This is a genomic window from Pseudomonas sp. USHLN015, assembly GCF_037153275.1.
Lineage (GTDB): Bacteria > Pseudomonadota > Gammaproteobacteria > Pseudomonadales > Pseudomonadaceae > Metapseudomonas > Metapseudomonas tohonis.
This window is the reverse complement of sequence record NZ_JBBCKP010000016.1, coordinates 34,506-53,089: the sequence shown is the minus strand read 5'-3', so window position 1 is coordinate 53,089 and position 18,584 is coordinate 34,506. Positions and strand designations below refer to the sequence as shown.

At 66.4% G+C, this 18,584-nt stretch carries 22 protein-coding genes and 1 riboswitch; of the genes, 5 read left to right on the top strand and 17 right to left on the bottom strand.

What is annotated here, in order from left to right; translation table 11 throughout:
* Window positions 1-4 precede the first annotated feature (4 nt).
* A complete protein-coding gene (gene btuB / locus WFQ67_RS27325; protein ID WP_442969633.1) occupies window positions 5-1,873 on the bottom strand; it encodes a TonB-dependent vitamin B12 receptor in 1,869 nt (622 codons plus the stop codon).
* Between the two features lie 68 nt (window positions 1,874-1,941).
* A riboswitch (cobalamin riboswitch) is annotated at window positions 1,942-2,133 on the bottom strand.
* A 126-nt stretch (window positions 2,134-2,259) separates the two neighbouring features.
* Here btuB and WFQ67_RS27320 point away from each other — a divergent pair.
* Window positions 2,260-2,595: a four-helix bundle copper-binding protein gene (locus WFQ67_RS27320; RefSeq protein ID WP_213625600.1), complete on the top strand. Its 336-nt coding sequence runs from the start codon at window positions 2,260-2,262 to the stop codon at window positions 2,593-2,595.
* Window positions 2,596-2,833: 238 nt separating this feature from the next.
* On the opposite strand, the gene WFQ67_RS27315 is transcribed toward WFQ67_RS27320, so the two are convergent.
* The 14 genes from WFQ67_RS27315 to ttcA all read right to left on the bottom strand — a co-directional run bounded on the left by WFQ67_RS27315 (window position 2,834) and on the right by ttcA (window position 12,665).
* A complete protein-coding gene (locus WFQ67_RS27315) occupies window positions 2,834-4,945 on the bottom strand; it encodes a GmrSD restriction endonuclease domain-containing protein (protein WP_337058732.1) in 2,112 nt (703 codons plus the stop codon).
* Between the two features lie 140 nt (window positions 4,946-5,085).
* Window positions 5,086-5,529: a DNA-binding protein gene (locus WFQ67_RS27310; protein WP_279802430.1), complete on the bottom strand. Its 444-nt coding sequence runs from the start codon at window positions 5,527-5,529 to the stop codon at window positions 5,086-5,088.
* The gene (locus WFQ67_RS27305; protein ID WP_044412606.1) at window positions 5,477-6,094 is read right to left on the bottom strand and encodes a MarR family transcriptional regulator; all 618 of its coding nucleotides are present in this window, start codon (window positions 6,092-6,094) and stop codon (window positions 5,477-5,479) included. Before WFQ67_RS27305 ends, WFQ67_RS27310 begins: the two co-directional genes overlap by 53 nt.
* 267 nt (window positions 6,095-6,361) lie before the next feature.
* A complete protein-coding gene (locus WFQ67_RS27300; protein WP_165667642.1) occupies window positions 6,362-6,781 on the bottom strand; it encodes a PaaI family thioesterase in 420 nt (139 codons plus the stop codon).
* A 237-nt stretch (window positions 6,782-7,018) separates the two neighbouring features.
* Complete coding sequence (locus WFQ67_RS27295; protein ID WP_337058730.1) at window positions 7,019-7,210, bottom strand: hypothetical protein; 192 nt, start codon at window positions 7,208-7,210, stop codon at window positions 7,019-7,021.
* A 12-nt stretch (window positions 7,211-7,222) separates the two neighbouring features.
* Complete coding sequence (locus WFQ67_RS27290) at window positions 7,223-7,630, bottom strand: hypothetical protein (protein ID WP_337058729.1); 408 nt, start codon at window positions 7,628-7,630, stop codon at window positions 7,223-7,225.
* Window positions 7,630-7,866, bottom strand: a complete 237-nt coding sequence (locus WFQ67_RS27285; RefSeq protein ID WP_337058728.1) for an AbrB/MazE/SpoVT family DNA-binding domain-containing protein — start codon at window positions 7,864-7,866, stop codon at window positions 7,630-7,632. The genes WFQ67_RS27290 and WFQ67_RS27285 overlap by 1 nt, the downstream gene beginning before the upstream one ends.
* 69 nt (window positions 7,867-7,935) lie before the next feature.
* Complete coding sequence (locus WFQ67_RS27280) at window positions 7,936-8,256, bottom strand: hypothetical protein (RefSeq protein ID WP_337058727.1); 321 nt, start codon at window positions 8,254-8,256, stop codon at window positions 7,936-7,938.
* 4 nt (window positions 8,257-8,260) lie between these two features.
* The gene (locus WFQ67_RS27275) at window positions 8,261-8,923 is read right to left on the bottom strand and encodes an O-methyltransferase (protein WP_337058726.1); all 663 of its coding nucleotides are present in this window, start codon (window positions 8,921-8,923) and stop codon (window positions 8,261-8,263) included.
* Window positions 8,924-8,931: 8 nt separating this feature from the next.
* A complete protein-coding gene (locus tag WFQ67_RS27270) occupies window positions 8,932-9,459 on the bottom strand; it encodes a C40 family peptidase (protein WP_111262051.1) in 528 nt (175 codons plus the stop codon).
* Window positions 9,460-9,633: 174 nt separating this feature from the next.
* Window positions 9,634-10,245 carry a C40 family peptidase gene (locus tag WFQ67_RS27265; protein WP_111262050.1) on the bottom strand — a complete coding sequence of 204 codons (612 nt, stop codon included), beginning with the start codon at window positions 10,243-10,245 and terminating at the stop codon, window positions 9,634-9,636.
* Window positions 10,246-10,311: 66 nt separating this feature from the next.
* Window positions 10,312-11,085: an NAD-dependent deacylase gene (locus WFQ67_RS27260; RefSeq protein WP_263150450.1), complete on the bottom strand. Its 774-nt coding sequence runs from the start codon at window positions 11,083-11,085 to the stop codon at window positions 10,312-10,314.
* A gap of 27 nt (window positions 11,086-11,112) precedes the next feature.
* Complete coding sequence (locus WFQ67_RS27255) at window positions 11,113-11,784, bottom strand: DNA-3-methyladenine glycosylase I (protein WP_337058725.1); 672 nt, start codon at window positions 11,782-11,784, stop codon at window positions 11,113-11,115.
* Between the two features lie 56 nt (window positions 11,785-11,840).
* Window positions 11,841-12,665: a tRNA 2-thiocytidine(32) synthetase TtcA gene (gene ttcA / locus WFQ67_RS27250; protein ID WP_213625605.1), complete on the bottom strand. Its 825-nt coding sequence runs from the start codon at window positions 12,663-12,665 to the stop codon at window positions 11,841-11,843.
* A gap of 100 nt (window positions 12,666-12,765) precedes the next feature.
* Here ttcA and WFQ67_RS27245 point away from each other — a divergent pair, with 100 nt between their 5' ends.
* From WFQ67_RS27245 to WFQ67_RS27230, 4 genes are all read left to right on the top strand, one after another.
* Window positions 12,766-13,362, top strand: a complete 597-nt coding sequence (locus tag WFQ67_RS27245; protein WP_337058724.1) for a DNA-J related domain-containing protein — start codon at window positions 12,766-12,768, stop codon at window positions 13,360-13,362.
* Between the two features lie 165 nt (window positions 13,363-13,527).
* Window positions 13,528-14,127 (top strand): Yip1 family protein, encoded by a 600-nt coding sequence (locus WFQ67_RS27240; RefSeq protein WP_111262045.1) that lies wholly within the window; start codon window positions 13,528-13,530, stop codon window positions 14,125-14,127.
* A 144-nt stretch (window positions 14,128-14,271) separates the two neighbouring features.
* Complete coding sequence (locus WFQ67_RS27235) at window positions 14,272-14,868, top strand: Yip1 family protein (RefSeq protein ID WP_337058723.1); 597 nt, start codon at window positions 14,272-14,274, stop codon at window positions 14,866-14,868.
* Window positions 14,869-14,953: 85 nt separating this feature from the next.
* Complete coding sequence (locus WFQ67_RS27230; protein WP_111262043.1) at window positions 14,954-15,448, top strand: SprT family zinc-dependent metalloprotease; 495 nt, start codon at window positions 14,954-14,956, stop codon at window positions 15,446-15,448.
* A gap of 220 nt (window positions 15,449-15,668) precedes the next feature.
* Here the strand turns inward: WFQ67_RS27230 and WFQ67_RS27225 are convergent, their stop codons facing one another.
* A complete protein-coding gene (locus WFQ67_RS27225; RefSeq protein ID WP_337058722.1) occupies window positions 15,669-16,850 on the bottom strand; it encodes a CaiB/BaiF CoA transferase family protein in 1,182 nt (393 codons plus the stop codon).
* Between the two features lie 22 nt (window positions 16,851-16,872).
* On the bottom strand, window positions 16,873-18,510 hold the full coding sequence (locus WFQ67_RS27220; protein ID WP_337058721.1) for an AMP-binding protein: 1,638 nt from the start codon (window positions 18,508-18,510) through the stop codon (window positions 16,873-16,875).
* Window positions 18,511-18,584: the final 74 nt, after the last annotated feature.

The window sequence follows — 18,584 nt, the reverse complement described above, 5'->3', positions numbered from 1 at the left end:
CCTGTCAGAGGGCTTGGTAGCGGACGCTGAAGAACACTGCCTGCCCGGGCTGGTTGTAGTCCAGCGCGGTTTCGTAGTCGGCATCCAGCAGGTTGGTGACCTTGGCCTGCAGGCGCCATTCCTCGGTCAGCCAGTACTCGCCGCGCAGGTCGAGGGAGGCGTAGCCGGCCACCTGGTTGCGGTTGGCCAAATCGTCGTAGCTGCGGCCTTCGGCGTGCAGCGTGGCGCCCAGGCCGAAGCGGCCGATGCGCCGGTCGAGGTCGAGGTTGAAGCTCTGCTGCGGGCGACGCGGCAGCTCGTTGCCGGCGTTGCTGCCGTGGTCGCGGTTCTCGGCGTCGATGAAGGTGGCGTTGGCGTTCCAGTCCCAGCCCAGCAATTGGCTGCCGAGCACCAGTTCGAGGCCGTCGATGCGGGCCTTGCCGATGTTGTTGGGGCCGCCGTACGGGCCGAGGGTGGAGTCGTAGGCGATCAGGTCGTCGACATGGGTGCGGTAGGCGTTGATCGACCAGTTGCCCCAGTCGTGCTGCCCGGTGAGCGCGGCCTCGAAGCTCTCGGAGGTTTCCGCATCCAGGCCCGGGTTGCCGTAGCCGGGGTAGTACAGCTCGTTGAAGCTGGGCGCCTTGAAGGCGGTGCCGTAGCCGAGGCTGAAGCGCAACGCGTCGCTGAGCGCATAGCCCCAGGCGGCGCTGCCGGTGTCGTGGGTGCCGAACTGTTCGTTGTCGTCACGGCGCAGCGACAGCTGCCAGTCCTGCTGGCCAGCCTGCCCCAGGTACTGGGCGAACCAGCCCTGGTTGCGGCGCGAGTCCTGCTCGAAGGCGGTGGAGCTGCTGACCTGGTCGCGCTGCCAGTCGTAGCCCAGGGTCAGCACATGGCCTTCGGCGAGGGTCAGGTCGTTGAGCCAGGAAGCGCTGTCGCGCTTGGAGTCGAAGCGGGCGTCGAACAGGCCATCGGTGTGGCTGGTGGACTTGTCCTCGCTGCGACCGGCCCGGAGGGTGATGTTCCAGATGTCCTGGGGGCTGAAGCGGGCGCGGCCGCCGATCACCTCCTGGCGGTTGTCGGCGTTGGCGCCATGGCCGCCGAGGGGATGCAGGTAACCACCGTTGTCGATGTCGTCGTAGTCGTTATGGGCCTTGGCGCGCATCAGCGTGCCGTCCAGCGCCAGCCCACCGAGTTGCACGCCGGCGTTGAGGGTGCCGGACAGGTTGCGGTAGCCGTCGGCGTCGGGCTCGTAGTAGTTGCTGCCCTGGCGGCGGGAGTTGATGCCGTCGGTGTCCTGGCTGCTGACGCCGAGGTTGTACCAGGCCTGCTCGTCGCCACCGGCCACCCCGGCGCTGCCCTGATAGCTGTCATGGGTGCCGTAGCCGGCGGAGAACCAGGGCTTGGCCGCGCCCTCGCCATGCCCCTTGCGGGTGAAGATCTGGATCACCCCGCCGATGGCTTCGGAGCCGTAGAGGCTGGAGCGCGGGCCACGGACCACTTCGATGCGCTCGATCAGCTCCACCGGCAGGTCCTGGAAGGCCGCCAGACCGGCGCTGACGGAGCCGACCTTGACGCCATCGACCAGCACCAGCACGTGGTCGGATTCGCTGCCGCGCATGAACAGCGTGGTGTTCTTGCCCGGGCCGCCGTTGTTGCCGAGGGTGACGCCCGGCACCTTGCGCAGCAGTTCCTGCAACGAGCTGGCCTGGCTGCGCTCGATGGCCTCGCGGTCGATCACGGTGGTGGCGGCCAGGCTGGCGCGCACGGGCTGCTCGCTGCGGGTGGCCGTGACCACCTGCTCGTCGAGCTCGAGGGGGGCTGCGGCCAGCGGGGCAATGCACGAGATGCCGAGAACAGCCAGCAGCGCCGGCCTCGGGGAAGCGTTTCGGTTCAAGATTCGGTCTCCGTCGCGCCACCCGCGCGACCTCCTGGGGTGATGCATGGGGCGGTCCCATGCGCGGTCACACCAGGCCGGTCTCCGGGCTTGCGAGTGGAACCGTCGGTTCCCCGACCGCGCCTTCCCATGCCGGGGCACAGTGGCTGGATGCGGTGGATGACTCGCCTACCGTTGCGGGGGCAGCGCCGGATTCTTCGGGAGAATGGACCGGCTTCCCTGTTTCACCCCGGCGGCATAGCCGCGGGGCACCTGGTGCACGGCGCGCAGCTTAGTGGCCGCTGTGGTCAGGGTCAATCGACGGGCGGCAGGCGGAAAAAGGGGTCGAACCGATGGCCGCGGGCCTGCGTCCACTCAACAGGACCCACTCCATGAGGAGACTTCCGATGATCCGCGAACGCTATGCCTCCTGCATCCAGGCCTGCAACGCCTGCGCCATCGCCTGCGAACACTGCGCCGCCTCCTGCCTGCGCGAGGAAGACGCCGCGCACATGGCGCTGTGCATCCGCACCGACCGCGACTGCGCCGACCTGTGCCGCCTCGCCGCCCTGCTGATGGCCCGCGACAGCCCGCTGGCCGACGAGATCTGCCGCCTCTGCGCCATCGCCTGCCAGGCCTGCGCCGAGGAATGCGCCAAGCACGACCACGACCACTGCCAGGAATGCGCGCAGGCCTGCCAGCGCTGCGTGGAGGAGTGCGAGGCGATGGCTAAGGCGGCTTGAGTCAAGCCACCAGCGCGCCAGACCTCACCCGCTCCGACACCGCTACCAGCTCATCGATCTGCTCGGTTGAACAGCCCATCCGGCCCCGCCGGAGCCAGGTCGGTGAAAGTCGTAACGCCTGCCTGCATTCATGAAACCGGATTCGATCTGGTTGCGCTCAGCGTCTTGCCGACGAGGTAGGCCGACAGCGCCTAGGCGCGCAGCGCGGGCCATTCGGCCTTGAGGAAATCAAAGTTGCTCATGCGTCTGTCCCACTGCCCAGCTGCCGCTCCAGGGACTGGCGCACCAGCCCGAGGATGTACGGCAGGTCATTCAATGAATCCAACACCACGGACACATCGCCATTGCCCCAGCGCCCCAGCCCGGTCACATCCTGGCAGAGCCCGCGCGGGTCGTTGATCTCGGCGAAGGGCATGTTCAGCGACAGGCGCAGGCGCGACGACTGGGGCACCACGTCGACGAAATTGGTCTCGGCCTTGAAGGCTACGTACAGCTTCAGAAATTGCTCGCTGACACAGGGATCGAGCGCCTTGACCGCCTTGCGGAAGGCCTCGAACAGCGACGCGCCCGGCTCCACCTGAAGGTAGGGATGGTCCTTGAGCCCGTAGCCCGTCTCCTCCGACGGCTCCTGGTAGGCCGCCAGCACCTGCACCTCCAGATGCGGCGCCGTCCACACCTGCAAGGCCCGCTCGGCCAGTTGCGCCGCGCGTGCCTGGATGGCCGCCTCGTTCCACTGCTCCACGCTGCCCAGGCCGGCGTTCAGGCGCAGCGGGCTCTCGCGGAAGCCGCCCGGCATGTCGCGCTTGGCCTGGAACGGGTGGTCGCTGTACTCGGCGTTGTAGCCGGTCAGGGTCAGGTTGCCGAGGGTGTGCAGCCAGTAGCCGTGCACCTCCTCCCAGTTGGCCCCCAGGGCCTCGCGCCACTCGGCGGAGAGCGCCGGGTTCTGCGGCATGATGTGCTCGATGGTGTACTCGTCCACCACCACCCGCTCCTTGCGCTGGAAGTTCTCGAAGCGCCGCAACCAGTAGCTGCGCACCCGGATGTTGTACAGGTCGCGCTCGGGCAGCGCCCGGCGGAACTCCTCGTCCGAGGGAAAGCGGCGGTACGACGGCAAGCCCAGGAAGTGCGCCTGGATGCTCTCCAGGTAGCGGTCCTTCTTCAGCGCCCGGCCAAAGGTGGCGAAGGTCTTGTTCATCGAGTTGGTGGGGATGGCGCAGACCGTGCGACGGAACACGTAGGACTCCACCAGGCGCACCGCCGCCAGCAGGTCGGCATGGCTCAGTTGGCCCGTGGCGTAGTCGTGGTACAGCTCCAGCAGGAAGGGATAGGCCACCTCCACCTTCAGCTCGCGCAGGTCATGGAAGGCCTGGGCCAGCTCAGGGTCGGGCTCGGCATTCAGCGCCATGGCGCAGAAGTAGCGCGCGTAGTCACGCACCTCGCGCACCTGCGCTTCCACCCCGAGCTGGGCGACCTTCGGCTTGCGGCTGTGGCTGCGGAAGGCCTCGTAGACCTCGTCCTGGCGCGGAATCTCGCCGGTCTTGAGTGTCAGGTAGTGGCGCATGAAGGCATCGAAATAGAGCCCGTAGGCCTCCTGCCCGAAGGCCACCTCCATCGGCCGCCAGTAATCCTCGTACAGGCGGCTTTGCAGCTCGGTTTCCAGCCCCATGAGGATGAAGTTGCGGATCAGGTCGGCCTGGCTCAGCTTGCGGCCGGTGGAGTTCATGCTTTCGAAGATCAGCTGCGGGTTGTCCTGCGAGCGATTCAGCGCGATGTCCACCAGCACCAGCTTGGCCAGCCCCCGGCACAGGGCGGCCAGGTCCTCATGCTGCTCGGCGATGCAGCGCTCGAAGAAGCGGTAGTTCTCGTACACCCGCAGGGAGTGCTCCGCAGGCTGTTCCTTGCCGGCCACCAGGGCGATCAGCGAGGCCTTGTCGGTTTGCGACAGCACCAGCTTGTAGCGCCGCTCGCCGCGCTCCAGCGGGTTCTCCAGGTAATAGGCCCGCAGCTTTTCGGGGGAGAAGCCGTCCAGCGGCTCCTGCTCCGCCTCGTCCAGGCCCGCCAGGTGGTGGGCCAGGGCCGTGAGCAGCAGGGTCACCGTGGTCAGGCGCTGCTGGCCGTCGATCACCAGGTAGGGCTCCACGCTGGTCAGGCTCGACAGGCCCTTCTCCACGTACACCACCGAGCCCACGAAATGCGCACTCACCTCCTCGTCACGCCCGGCCCGCAGGATGTCATTCCACAGTTGCTCGCATTCCTTCTCCGTCCAGGAGTAGGTGCGCTGGTAGATGGGGATGACGAACTGCGGGGCTTGCTTGAGGAGATCGAGAAAACGCGCTTCCGATGCCTTCATTTCAACGTCCTTGATGACTCGCCAACCCGTTCAACGGGGTGGCCGAGGGAGAGAGGGAACGAACCGCGCAAGCATACAAAGTGCCAGCACGGCTCGCATCACCAACGAGTCAAAGCCTGATGCGAGAACACCACGCGACCTCAATCGACCAGCTCGGGATGGTGTTCGTGTAGCCAGCCCAGGGTGTGCTCTAGCAAGCTGTGGGCCTCTTCCAGGCATGTGGCCAGCATCGCCTCGGAGACCGGCTCACCGTCGTAGTCACTGAGATTGCGTTTGCGCCGCAAGGTATCGAGCACCACCAAGCGCTCGGGCTCGATGCCCATGCTCTTGGGCAGCGCCTGCAGAGCGGTCTGGTGATGGCCCGGCTGGCTGGTGGAAGTGCGGTAACCGTTGGCCTGCAACCCCACCATGGCGCATTGCAGCAGGCACTTGTAGGCGGCATCGAAACGGTTGTCGGCACTCAGGGCCTGCAACTGGGCATCGGCCAGATTGCGGCTGGCGGCGGCGACCAGCCGAGCAATGGCAGCCTTGTCAGGGGTTACTTGCTGCAGACGCTGCAAGGCCAGCAAATTCTCCAAAGTCATCTTCTACTCCCTGTATGAAAAGCCGCGGCCGACTCACCAGCTCGCGGATGAAGGGCTCACCTTCGGCCAGCTTGCGCTGGAACTCCTGCACCCCGTACAGCACCGGGTTCACCTCACGCCCCAGCTGCTCCTGGCAAGGGTTCAACGCCCGCACCAGGTCGACGAAGCCCGCCGAGCCTATCACCATCACATCCACATCACTGTGGGCCTGCTCCTCGCCTCGGGCCACGGAGCCGAACACGAAGGCGTACTCAATGGAGGCAGACAGAGGCGCCAAGGCTGCCCGCAGTACATCGACAACACCCGACGTCTTGCGGAACAGCCCGGCCAACTCCTCGAACACCGGGCACTGCCGATTGGCCTGGTAAAGCACCTGGTTGCCTTGCTGTGAACGCAGCAGAAGGCCTGCCTCAGCCAAACGTGCCAGCTCCCGGTGCAGGGAGCCGGGGTGGGTATCGGTGATGCGCGCCAGCTCGCGCACATGCAGGGCCTGCTCGGGGTGCAGCAGCAGCCAGCTCAGCACGCGCTGGCGTTGCAGGCCGAAAAGCGTATCCAGAAGGTTCATGTTGTAGCCTTTTTAGCTTCATTCGTAGCCGATTTGGCTACATTAAACACCAGCGAGCCGTTCAACAAGACGACGGTTACAGCGGTCAGATACCCGCAACATGCGGCATGCCAGCTCTAGTAGCCCGGTTGTAGGGTGGATGGCGCTCTTTCCATCCACCAACGGCGTTCGGCACGGCTGCGCGGGTGCAACGCCGGGGCACTGGTAGCCCGGACTTCAGTCCGGGGCCACGAACAGCTCCCGGGCTGAAGCCCGGGCTACGCGGCGTCATGCCCGGCTCACCAACGCCGTGGCGGTTGCCGTGGCCACCACCTTGCCGGCCTGCTCCAGCTCGGCGGAGAGGAAGCACACCTGGCCGCCGCGCCGCTCCACACGCCCCCGGCCGAGCAGCGTGCCGACCCGGGCGGGCCGGTGGAAGCTGACGTTGAGGTTCAGCGTGGGGGCGAACTCCCCCTCCCCCAGGGTCGAGGCCAGGGCCGGGCCCATGGTGTCGTCCAGCATGGCGGCGAGAAACCCGCCCTGTACGTTGCCCACCGGGTTGGTGAAGGCCTCCACGGCCTCGAACGACACCTCGATGGTGCCGGCCTCGCCATCCACCGCGAGAATCCGGATGCCCAGGGTCGCAGCGGCCTTGGGGGCCGGTAGCTGGCCGTTCTGCACCTGCCAGAAAAACGCCTTCTCGTTCATTGCCTACTCCTTGTAGCTGCCGAGGCAGCGTCGTCGAACGGGCCGTGGCCCGGGATGAAAAGGGAGATGGCCCCGCCTGGGGGTACGCGCCGAGCCAACTGGCGCTCTATCCATCCACCAATGGCGTTCGGCACGGCTGCAGCGGGGCACCGTAGCCCGGACTTCAGTCCGGGGACCCGAACAGCTCCCGGGCTGAAGCCCGGGCTACGGGGTAGGGCCGCGCGGTGGGGTGGGCGGTCAGAGGCCGGGGAAGATGGCGTCGGCATCGATGCGGCCGCTGAGGTAGGGGGTGAAGCCGATGAAGAGGATGCACAGCGCCAGCAGGTCGCGCATGCCCAGTTCGCCCAGCATGCTGCCGGGTTTGCCGCCGTGGCGGACGCCGGGGTGGTCGCAGGTGAAGCCGTAGAGCAGCTTCAGCGCGCAGCGCACCTTGCGGTGGGGTCAGTGGGCCACCTCGTCGCAGATGCTCGACAGGGCGTATTCCTTTACGTAGGGCATGTCGCGGCCGAGGGCTTCCAGCAGGATCATCTGCTTCTGCAGGCAGGTTTTGATGCGGCCCTGGCTGGGGCGGTCGTGGAGGTCGCAGAAGGCTTCGTCGAAGTCCCGCAGCAGGGTGTGCAGGGCGTCGTGGCTGGCGCAGCTGTGGCGCAGTTGCAGCTGCAGGTCTTCGACCGTCTCGTCGAGCGCCTCAAAGCGATCGAAGGTCAGCGCCAGCTCGGCGTAGACCACCGCGTTGATCGCCAGCGCATGCACCCGGGACTGAGCACGCAATTGGCGGATCGACCAGTCGGCCCACTGCGGGTCATCCGCCAGGACGCCGATCAGCACATGGGTATGGACCAAGACCATCAGTCTTCGCCGCGCAGCAAGGTCATCAGCTCGTCGGTGCGCCACCGGCGCCCGGCCTTGCCGCGAGCGGCCTCGAAACGGTCTGCCGCCTGGGGCTCGGGGTCGACGCGGTTGAGTACCACCTCGCCCTGCTGATTGACGCTGAATTCCACGGACATGCCCGGGTGCAGGCCCAGTGCGTCGCGGATCGGCTTGGGAATGGTGACCTGGCCCTTGCGGGTGAGTGTGGTCGGCATAGCGGAGCCCTCAGTATTACCGGAGGAGTGACGGTAATACCTATGCCCTGCCGGGGCTACCGCGCGCGCTCAATGCCTCGGCTCGAACCCCGTCGGCTTGCCCGCCAGCCAGTCGACGAAGGTGCGCAGGCGCTCGTCGGCCATCAGCGCCTCGCGGGTGTTGTAGGTCAGCGCCAGTTCCTTTTCGCTGAACAGGCGGTGGATCTGGTTGTGGCAGGGACGGCAGACCCAGAGGGTGGCGGTGATGCGCTCGCTGCGGGCGAAGCGTTTCTGCACGTAGGTCTTGCTGTGCAGCGCCTTTGGGATCAGGTGGTGGCGGGTCAGGGGCGCGGCGCGCCGGCAGAGCTCGCAGGCGTCCGGCTGGGGCGGCAGGCGGATGGGCTCGGCCATGGGCTCAGCGCTTGCGGCAGAGGGTCAGCCCGTCGCCGATGGGGAGCAGCGAGAGGTCGATGCGGGCATCGGTCTTGAGCGCGCGGTTCAGGGCCTTGATAGCGCGGGTGTCGGCGCTGTCGGGGTTGGCCTCCAGCACGCGGCCGCTCCACAGCACGTTGTCGAACAGCACCAGGCCGCCGCTGCGCACCAGGGCCAGGGCGTGTTCCAGGTAGGCGGGGTAGTTGGCCTTGTCGGCGTCGATGAAGATCAGGTCGAAGCTGCCGGCCTGCCCGTCCCGCTCCAGGCGGCCGAGGGTTTCCAGGGCCGGGGCCAGGTGCAGGTCGATGCAGTCCTCGACGCCCGCCTCCTGCCAGTAGCGCCGGGCGACGGCGTTGTAGTCGCCGGGCAGGTCGCAGCAGAGGATGCGGCCGTCCGCCGGCATCGCTTCGGCCATCACCAGGGCGCTGTAGCCGGTGAAGGTGCCGACTTCCAGGATGCGTCGCGCTCCGGTGAGCCGCACCAGCATGGCCATGAACTGGCCCTGCTCGGGGGCGATCTGCCAGCGCGCGGTGGGCAGCAGCGCTGTTTCCTCGCGCAGGCGCGCGAGCAATGGCGTCTCGCGCAGGGAAACGTCGATCAGGTAGCGGTAGAGGTCGTCGTCGAGGTTGAGCGTCCGGGTGGTCATGCAGCCTCTCAGGGCGTGCTCGCCAGGTGCGAATCGAGCAGCACGCGCTTGGCGTTCAGGTAGCTTTTCTGCCAGTAGCTATTGGACAGGCTGTCGAGGCGCACCGTTCCGCCGCTGGAGGGCGCGTGGACGAAGCGCCCCTCGCCCACGTAGATGCCGGCGTGGCTGACCTGGCCGCCGCCGTTGGTGGCGAAGAACACCAGGTCGCCGCTCTGCAGGGCGTTCATGCCGATGGTCGGCACGCGCATGGCGATGAGCTCGCGGGTGGAACGCGGCAGGCTGATGCCGGCGGCGTCGCGGTAGACGTAGCCGATCAGGCCGCTGCAGTCGAAGCCGCTGTCCGGGGTGTTGCCACCGTAGCGATAGGGGGTGCCCACCAGGCCGAGTGCACGGAACAGCACGTCATCGGCCGCTGGCGAGGACGGCGCCTGGACCACGGGCGGGGTGTAGACGGGAGCGGGAGCCGGCGCATGGCTGGAGCAGGCACCGAGGAGGGCGAGCAGCGCGATGAGGGCGAGACGGTGCAATGCGGGCATGGCAAGTCAGTCCTGACTTGAGGTTTGCTCGCTAATTTGCTGATACCGCTCGAATAATGCAAGCAAAAAGCCATCGCCGCTGCGCTTGGGCGGCAACCCGGACCTATATAGAAGAAGGCGGAAACGAATCGGCCCGGAACAGGGTCCGGGCCGATGGGTGGATCAGGATCGCTATCAGCGGTGCATCGAGCCTTGCGCCGAGGCGTTCATCGACGGGGAAACCTGCGCCAGGACGCGCTTGGCTTCCATGTAGCTGGCGCTCCAGTAGCGGTCATCCAGGCTGTCGACCCGCACACCGCCGCTGCGATGGCTGGAGGAGTGGATGAACTGGTCGTCGCCGATGTAGATGCCGGCGTGGCTGACGCGGCCACGGCCACGGTTGTTGAAGAAGACGATATCGCCCGGCTTCAGCTCGCTGCGCGCGATGACCGGCGCATCGAGATTGATCATCTCGCGGGTGGAGCGCGGCAGCTGGATGCCCGCCTCTTCCTTGAACAGGTAGCCGACGAAGCCGCTGCAATCGAAGCCGGTCTTCAGGGAACGGCCACCGAAGCGGTAGGGGGTGCCCACCAGTTCGAAGCCACGCTCGAGAACGTTGTCGGCGAGGGACGGCAGCTGGTAGGGCTCGTCGTCCATCATGTCCGCCATGTCCTGGACGCTCGGCTCTTCGATGGCGGCCTGGGGCTCCGGAGTGGCGGCTACTTGCGGCTTCGGCGAGACGCCGGCGCAAGCGGTGAGAAACAGTGCAAACGTGATAGGCACGAGGGGTGCGAAGCGACTGAGCATGGGCACGACCGTGTCGAAAATTATAAGAAGGCGCGAATATGCCCTCTATCGATCTAATTTGCAAATTTAATCGATCGAAATGTGACTCAGTAGTTCCTGCAAAACATCTAAGGCCTTTCCCTTCAGATGTACGTCGACCGAGCGGGCGAGATCAGTGCTGGCGGGGTTGATTTCCGCCGTGAAGCCGCCTTGCTGGCGGGTGCGCATCACCGGTTCGATGATGTAGGGGAAGCTCGCCGTGGTGCCGACCGCAAGCACCGCATCGAAGCCCTTGCGCAGTTGCGCATAGAGGGTGTCGATGGCCTTTTCGGGGAGCATTTCCTCGAACAGGACGACGGGAGGCCGGAGAATACCACCGCAAACCGTGCATTTGGGAGGCAAAGGCCGTTCCAGGTGCTGCGACAGTTGGTCGCTCTCGGCGCCGCACGACTGGCAGAACAGGGGCGCCAGTTCGCCATGGATCTCGATCAGCCGCTCCACGGGCGACCCCGCCTGGCGGTGATAGCCGTCGATGTTCTGCGTCAGCACCCAGCATTCCGGCTTGAGCCGCTGCAGCTCGGCGATGGCTGCATGCCCGGCATTGGGGCGTGCGCCGAGGCAGGCGCGCCCGAGTTGGGCGAGGTACTTCCAGCACAGGGCGGGGTCCCGCCGCAGCATGGGGCCGGAGATGGCCTCCTCGATCGGGATGCCCTCCTCCGTCATGCCGTTGTAGAGGCCACCGAGCCCGCGGTAGGTGGGCAGGCCGGAATCCGCGGAAAGGCCTGCCCCCGTGATGATGAGGATGCGTTCGGCCCGCTTCAGCTCAGCGGCGACCCGGGCGATATCCGACGAATGGTCCATGGAAGCCTCCTGCCTCGCGAAACGGGATCAGTGGTTGACGGTATGGGCCAGCATCACCGAGAGCTGGCACAGCGGCCTGCCGCTTTCCTCATGCCACCGGTTGAACGCGGCCTGCACCAGGGCGAGATCGCGCAGGCTGGTGGGCGCCTTGTCGATGATCTCATGGGCCGTGAGCGCGGCGACCATGTCGTCGGTGGGGATGAAGGTGTCCTTGCCGACCATGCGCAAAAAGCGCGGCGCCGACAGCCCGCCCAGCTGGTTGCCGTGCTTGGCCAGGTACTTCCACAGGCCGACGATGTCGGTCACCGGCCAATCGGCGATCAGCGCACCGAAGCTGCCCTTCTCGCGGCGCACGTCGAGGATGAACTGGGCGTTGCGCGGCACGCTCTTGAGCTTGCCCAGGTGGCGGATCAACCGCGCATCCTGCATCAGCCGCTCCAGGTGCTCGGCGCCCATCAGCACCACCTTCTCCGGGTCGAAGCCGAAGAACACCTCCTCGAAGGCCGGCCACTTGGCGTCCACCAGGCTGTGCTTGAGCCCGGCGCGGAACACCCGCAAGGCCAGCAGCGACAGGTAGCGATCATCGGCCAGCCCGCGCAGCTCGGCATCGCTGCGCGGCTGCGGCAGACGCGCTTCCAGGGCCTCGGCCGAGCCGAAGCGGTTGAGGCAATACTCGTGGAGCCAGCGGTAATCACGCATAGATAAGAGCCTTGGCTGTAGCTCGAAGCTTGAAGCTTGAAGCTTGAAGCTCACATTCAGATATTGACGACGTCCAGGGTGCGCGGCGCGGCGCTTTCGTCGATGCGCAGGTTGGTGAAGTCGAACAGGTTGCGGTCGGCCAACTGCGAGGGCACCACGTTCTGCAGGGCGCGGAACATGATCTCGGTACGGCCCGGCGACTTGCGCTCCCATTCCTGGAGCATCTCCTTGACCACCTGGCGCTGCAGGTTCTCCTGCGAGCCGCAGAGGTTGCACGGGATGATCGGGAACTCCTTGAGCTGCGAGTAGGCCTCGATATCGGCCTCGTTGCAGTACGCCAGCGGGCGGATCACCACGTTGCGGCCGTCGTCGGCACGCAGCTTCGGCGGCATGGCCTTGAGGGTGCCGCCATAGAACATGTTGAGGAAGAAGGTTTCCAGGATGTCGTCGCGGTGGTGACCGAGTGCCATCTTGGTCGCGCCGATCTCGTCGGCGAAGGTGTAGAGCGTGCCCCGGCGCAGGCGCGAGCACAGCGAGCAGGTAGTCTTGCCTTCCGGGATCTTCTCCTTGACCACCGAATAGGTGTCCTTCTCGACGATGTGGTACTCGACGCCGATGGACTCCAGGTAGGCCGGCAGCACGTGCTCGGGGAAGCCCGGCTGCTTCTGGTCCATGTTCACGGCGACGATCTCGAACTTGATCGGCGCGACCTTCTGCAGGTACAGCAGGACGTCGAGCATGGTGTAGCTGTCCTTGCCGCCGGACAGGCAGACCATGACCTTGTCGCCGTCCTCGATCATGTTGAAGTCGGCGATGGCTTCGCCGGCGAGGCGACGGATGCGTTTCTGCAGTTTGTTCTGGTTGACCGAAAGGGTGCCCATGGTGCTCTGGAATCCGGGGAGGGGTGCGAAAAGCTGGCTATTTTACGCACAAAGCGCGCGCCACCCCAGCCCTCAGTTTCGCTGTGCTAGCCTGCGCCCGATGAACAACGAACTAGACCCCTCCCTCGACCTCGTCGACCAACTGCTGGTGCTCCTGCGCCAGGCGCCGGACGGCATCGGCGAATTCGAGCTGATCCAGCGCCTCAAGGCCGGCCACTCCACCCACATCCCCAACCTGGGCCTGGCCGACCGCCTGGTGCTGTTCCGCACCCACTTCCTGCTGTTCAACGCCCTCTATCTATTACGCGACCGCCTCTGGGCCGAAGGCAGCGCCTTCCTCGCCATCAGCCCGCTGAGCATCCGCCTGCTGCCCTACACAGCGGGCAGCGACGCCCTCACCGAGCACGACCCGCTGCGCACCTACTACCTGGACCTGCGTCACCTGCGCGATACCACCGAGCGGGATGTCGAGAAACTGCTCGCCAGCTTCTGGACGCGCATGCAGGGCGGGGACGAAAAGCTCGCCGCCCTGGAGCTGTTCGAGCTGGTGGAGGGCGACGAAGCGCTCAACCTCGGGGTGATCAAGCACCGCTACCGCCAACTGGTGGGCCAGCATCACCCCGATCGCGGCGGCAGCACCGAGCGCATCCAGTCGATCAACATGGCGATGGAAATACTTCAGCGCTATTACCGCTGAGGCTTAAGTCTGATTTGCTCTAAAGCCACGGCAGGCGCAGGCTCCAGCCTGGACCTATACTGCGACACAAGGTCGCATGTGTCGGCCGAGCACCGGATGACGCTGGCTACGCGTACCCGGCGCTTCGCTGGGGGGCGACCTCATAATAATGAGGAGGTGTTCAGAATGATCCACCACGTTTGGGGGCTCTTCACCCATCCCGATCAGGAATGGCAGGAAATCCGTGGCGAGGAAGAAAGCATCAGCCACATGTACCTGACCCATATCCTGGTACTCGCTGCCATTCCCGTTGTCTCCGCCTATATAGGAACCACCCAGGTCGGCTGGGCCATCGGCAAGGGCGACCCGGTCATGCTCACGCAGTCCAGCGCGATGCAGATGACCATCCTCTCCTACCTCGCCATGCTCGCCGGTGTCGCCGTGATGGGCGCTTTCATCCACTGGATGGCGCGCACCTACGACGCCTCGCCGAGCTTCACCGAATGCGTCGTGTTCGCCGCGTACTGCGCCACCCCGCTGTTCATCGGCGGCCTCGCGGCGCTCTACCCGCACCTCTGGCTCGGCATGATCATCGGCACGGCGGCCATCTGCTACACGGTCTACCTGCTCTACGTGGGCATACCGACCTTCATGAACATCCCCACGGACGAAGGCTTCCTGTTCTCCAGCTCGGTGCTGGCAGTGGGCCTGGTGGTGCTGGTGGCGATGATCGCCGCCTCGGTCATCCTCTGGGGCATGGGCGTGGGGCCGGTGTACATCCGCTGATCCTTTCAACCGCAGGACGGAGGCCGCCCCAGGGGCGGCCTCTTCGTTTGCCGGCCGGCCAAAAAGTTGAAACCCTCCCCTCCCCGGCCCTCTAACTCCTTGAGCCCCCTGCGACAGCGCCCGTGCGCCCCAAGGAGAACAGCCATGGCCCCGCATCTATTGACCCTCTTCACCCAGCCGGAACGCGCCTGGCAGGAGATCCGCCAGGACGAGACGCGCAACAGCCTGCATTACCTGGTGCACCTCCTGCTGCTATCGATCATCCCGGCGCTCAGTCTCTACATGGGCACCACCGTGGTCGGCTGGAGCCTGGCCGAGGACGAGGTGGTGCGGCTCGCCTCGGGCAGCGCCCTGCAACTGAGCCTCGCCCTGTACGTCGCCACCGTGCTCGGCGTGCTGCTGATGGGCGGCTTCGTGCGCTGGATGGCGCGCGTCTTCGACACCCGCCCCGGCTTCAACGAATGTGTGGGCTTCATCGCCTATACCGCCACCCCGCTGTTCATCGCCGGGATCGCCGGCCTCTACCCCAGCCGCTGGCTGGCGGTGGCCGTGCTGCTGCTCGCCGGTGCCTACTCGACCTTCCTGCTGTTCGTCGGAGTCCCCGTGTTCATGCGCCTGAAACAGGAACAGAGCTTCCTCTACGCCTCGTCCATCTGGGCCGTGGGGCTGCTGGTGATGGTCAATGTGCTGGTATCCGTGATCCTGCACTGGCACCTGTACCTGACGCCGGAATACGTCTAGGGCGGCGAGTCACGACCGCTCGGCAGGAGAACGATTCGGCCGGTAGCGGCTTTGCGGCATAATCGCGGGCCCTGGAGTGCCCTCTATGCCCGAGCTGCTACACGCGCGCGTCGAAGCCTGCTACCAGCAGGCGGAAGCTTTTTTCCAACGCCGGTTCCCCCGCCCAGAAGTCAGTTTCAAGCTGCGTGGCCAGAAGGCCGGCGTCGCCCACCTGGATGAGAACAAGCTGCGTTTCAACCCGCAGCTGTATCGCGAGAACCAGGAAGATTTCCTCAAGCAGACCGTTGCCCACGAAGTGGCGCACCTGGTCGCCCACCAGTTGTTCGGCCACCGTATCCAGCCCCACGGCGAGGAGTGGCAGCTGATCATGCGCGGCGTCTACGAGCTGCCGCCCAACCGCTGCCACAGCTATGACGTGAAGCGGCGCAAGGTCACCCGCTACCTCTACCGCTGCGCCTGCCCGGACGGCGACTACCCCTTCTCCTCCCAGCGCCACGCCCTGGTGGCACGCGGGCGCCGCTACTACTGCCGGCGCTGCAAGGTGACCCTGGTGTTCAGCGGGGAACAGCGGCAGGAATAAACCAAAGCCCGCAGGGCGGGTGCAATCAGCGGATGTGCAGGTCGGCCCGAAGCTTGAAGCTTGAAGCTTGAAGCTTGAAGCTTGAAGCTTGAAGCTTGAAGCTTGAAGCTTGAAGCAACGAGTGTGGGAGCGAATTCATTCGCGAAGCTGGGGCCCGATTGGTGGGCTGAAGCCCACCCTACGCCCCCCCTGTCTCTATCCACATCCGCCGAACGCGCGCCTACCCGGTCACCTTCCCCGCTTTCAGCGAGGCGATCTGCTCAGGGGTGTAGCCCAGCTCGGCCAGCACCTCGGCGGTGTGGGCGCCCACGGCGACGCCCACATGGCGCGGCGCCGGCAGGCCGGTGGAGAACTTGATCGGGCAGGCGATCTGCCGTTGCGCCGGCAACCCCTCGCGCGGCACCTCGGTGACCAGGCCACGCGCCTCGATCTGCGGGTGCCGCACCGCTTCGGAGAGCGGCAGCATCGGCTCGACGCAGGCATCCAGCGCGGCGAACAGCTCGCTCCATTGGGCGAAGTCGCGTTTCTCGAACTCGATCTCGATGGCGCGCTTGAGCTCGCGCTGGTCCTCCGGCTTGGGCGACAGCCCGCGGGCAGCCAGCTCCGGCCGGCCGATGGCGGCGCAGAACTGTTGCATGAACTGCGGCTCCAGGCTGCCCACCGAGAACCAGCGGCCATCGCGCGTGCGGTAGTAGTCATAGAAGCTGCCGCCGTTGAGCGCCTGGTTCTCCATGTCCGGCTCCACGCCCGCACCGAGGTAACCGGCGCCGGCCATGCCGTGCAGGCTGAAGGCGCAGTCGGTCATGCTCACGTCCACGTGCTGCCCCTCCCCCGTCGCCTGGCGCTGGATCACCGCCGCCAGCAGGCCCATCACCCCGTGCAGCGAGCCGCCGGCGATATCCGCCAGCTGCACACCCAGGGGCAGCGGGCCGCTCTCCTGGCGCCCGGTGTAGCTGGCGACGCCTGCCAGGGCCAGGTAATTGATGTCGTGACCGGCCCGGTCGCGATAGGGCCCGGTCTGGCCGTAGCCGGTGATGGAGACGTAGATCAGCCTGGGGTTGATCGCCTTCAGCGCCTCGTAGCCCACCCCCAGCTTGTCCATCACCCCGGGGCGGAACTGCTCCAGCACGATGTCGTACTCGGCCACCAGCTGGCGCACCACCTCCACCGCCTCGGGGCGCTTGAGGTCGAGGGCGATGCTGCGCTTGTTGCGATTGAGGTAGGCGTGGCTGGTGGAGGTGCCGCCGTCATGGGGCGGCAGCACGCGCACCAGGTCCATGCGGCCGGGGGACTCGACACGCAGCACCTCGGCGCCCATGTCGGCCAGCAGCAACGAGGCGAAGGGCCCCGGCAGCAGGGTGGAGAAATCGAGGATCTTCAGCGAAGCGAGCGGGCCTTTCATGGCAACTCCATAGCGGTTCGGGTCATTCCCAATGCAGCGGCTGGCGTGCGTCCAGGCACGCGGCGACTGCGGCGAAACGTTGTTCAAGCACGTTGCGGCGGATCTTCATGGTCGGCGTCATGCAACCGTTATCCACCGTCCAGCTCTCGCGCACCAGCACGAAATGGCTGATGCGCTCATGGGGCAGCAGCTGGGCATTGAGCACCTGCAGGCTCGCCGCCAGCTCGGCCTCCACCTTGCTGCGCGGCTCGGCGCGGGCGGCCGGGCTGAGCTCGATCAACGCCAGAGGCTGGTCCAGGCCGTTGCCCATCAGGCACACCTGCTCGACCCAGAGGTTCTTGGCGATCTCGCCCTCGATGGGTGCCGGCGCCACGTACTTGCCCTTGCTGGTCTTGAAGATGTCCTTCACCCGCCCGGTGATGCGCAGGTAGCCATCGGCATCGATCTCGCCCTTGTCGCCGGTGTGCAGCCAGCCGGCCTGCAGCGTGTCGGCGGTCTTCTCCGGCTCCAGGTAATAGCCGGCCATCAGCGCCCGGCTGCGGTAGAGGATCTCGCCGTTCTCGGCGATGCGCACCTCGTTGTCCGGCATCGCCCGGCCGACGCTGCCGAAGCGCACCTGGCCGGGCCGGTTGAAGTTGCCGTAGGCGAAGTTCTCGGTCATGCCGTAGCCCTCGCAGATGGTCAGGCCGATGCGCCGGTACCACTCCAGCAGCGCCACCGGGATCGGCGCCGCGCCGCTGACCAGCACCCGCGCGCGGTCCAGCCCCAGCCCCTGGCGCACCTTGCGCGCCACCAACGTGCCGAGCAGCGGGATGCGCAGCAGGCGTTCGAGCCTTGCCTGGGGCAGCTTCTCCAGCACCCCCTGCTGGAAGCGCGTCCACAGGCGCGGCACGGAGAAGAACACCGTCGGCCGCACCCGCTTGAGGTCGGCGGCAAAGGTGTCCAGGGATTCGACGAAGGCGATGGCGCCGCCGCAATACAGGCTGTTGGTTTCCACCAGGAAGCGCTCGGCGGCATGGGACAGCGGCAGGTAGGAGAAGAACTGCTCGTGCTCGTCCAGGCCCATCTCCGCCACCGAGCGGCTGGAGGCGAAGGCGAAGGCCCCGGCGCGCTGCATCACGCCCTTGGGCTGGCCCGTGGTGCCGGAGGTATAGAGGATGCTGAGCAAATCGTCCGGGCGCTGCACATGCCCGTCGCGCAACGGCTCGTGGGCGGCCAGCAGTTCGTGCCATTGGTGCTGCGCGCCCAGGGTCGGGTACGGCATGGCGATGCGGACGACCTCGGCGGGAATGCCGGCCTCGATCTTCCCGGCCTCGTCGAGCTTGCCGAGGATGATCGCCTTGCACGCCGAGTGGCGCAGCACGTAGTCGATGCTCTCCACCGATTGCAGCGGGTACAGCGGCACGCTGACCAGGCCCGCGAGCATGATCGCCAGGTCGCTGATGATCCACTCGGCGCAGTTCTTCGCCAGGATCGCCACCCGGTCGCCGGGTTCGCAGCCCAACGCCCGCAGGGCGCTGGCCAGGCGCCGGGCCTGGTCGTCGGCCTGGCGCCAGGTCAGGTCATGCCACTGGCGCTCCACCGGCTGGCTGAGCCAGACGCGGTCCGGCGCGGTGGCCACCCAATGGGCGAGCCGCTGCAACGGCAGTTGGTCGGTCATCTTTCAACCCTCCTTGTTGTTCTTGTAATGGTCGGAGCTTGTCACGTTATTCGCCGCCTATCTGCCCTCCTCCA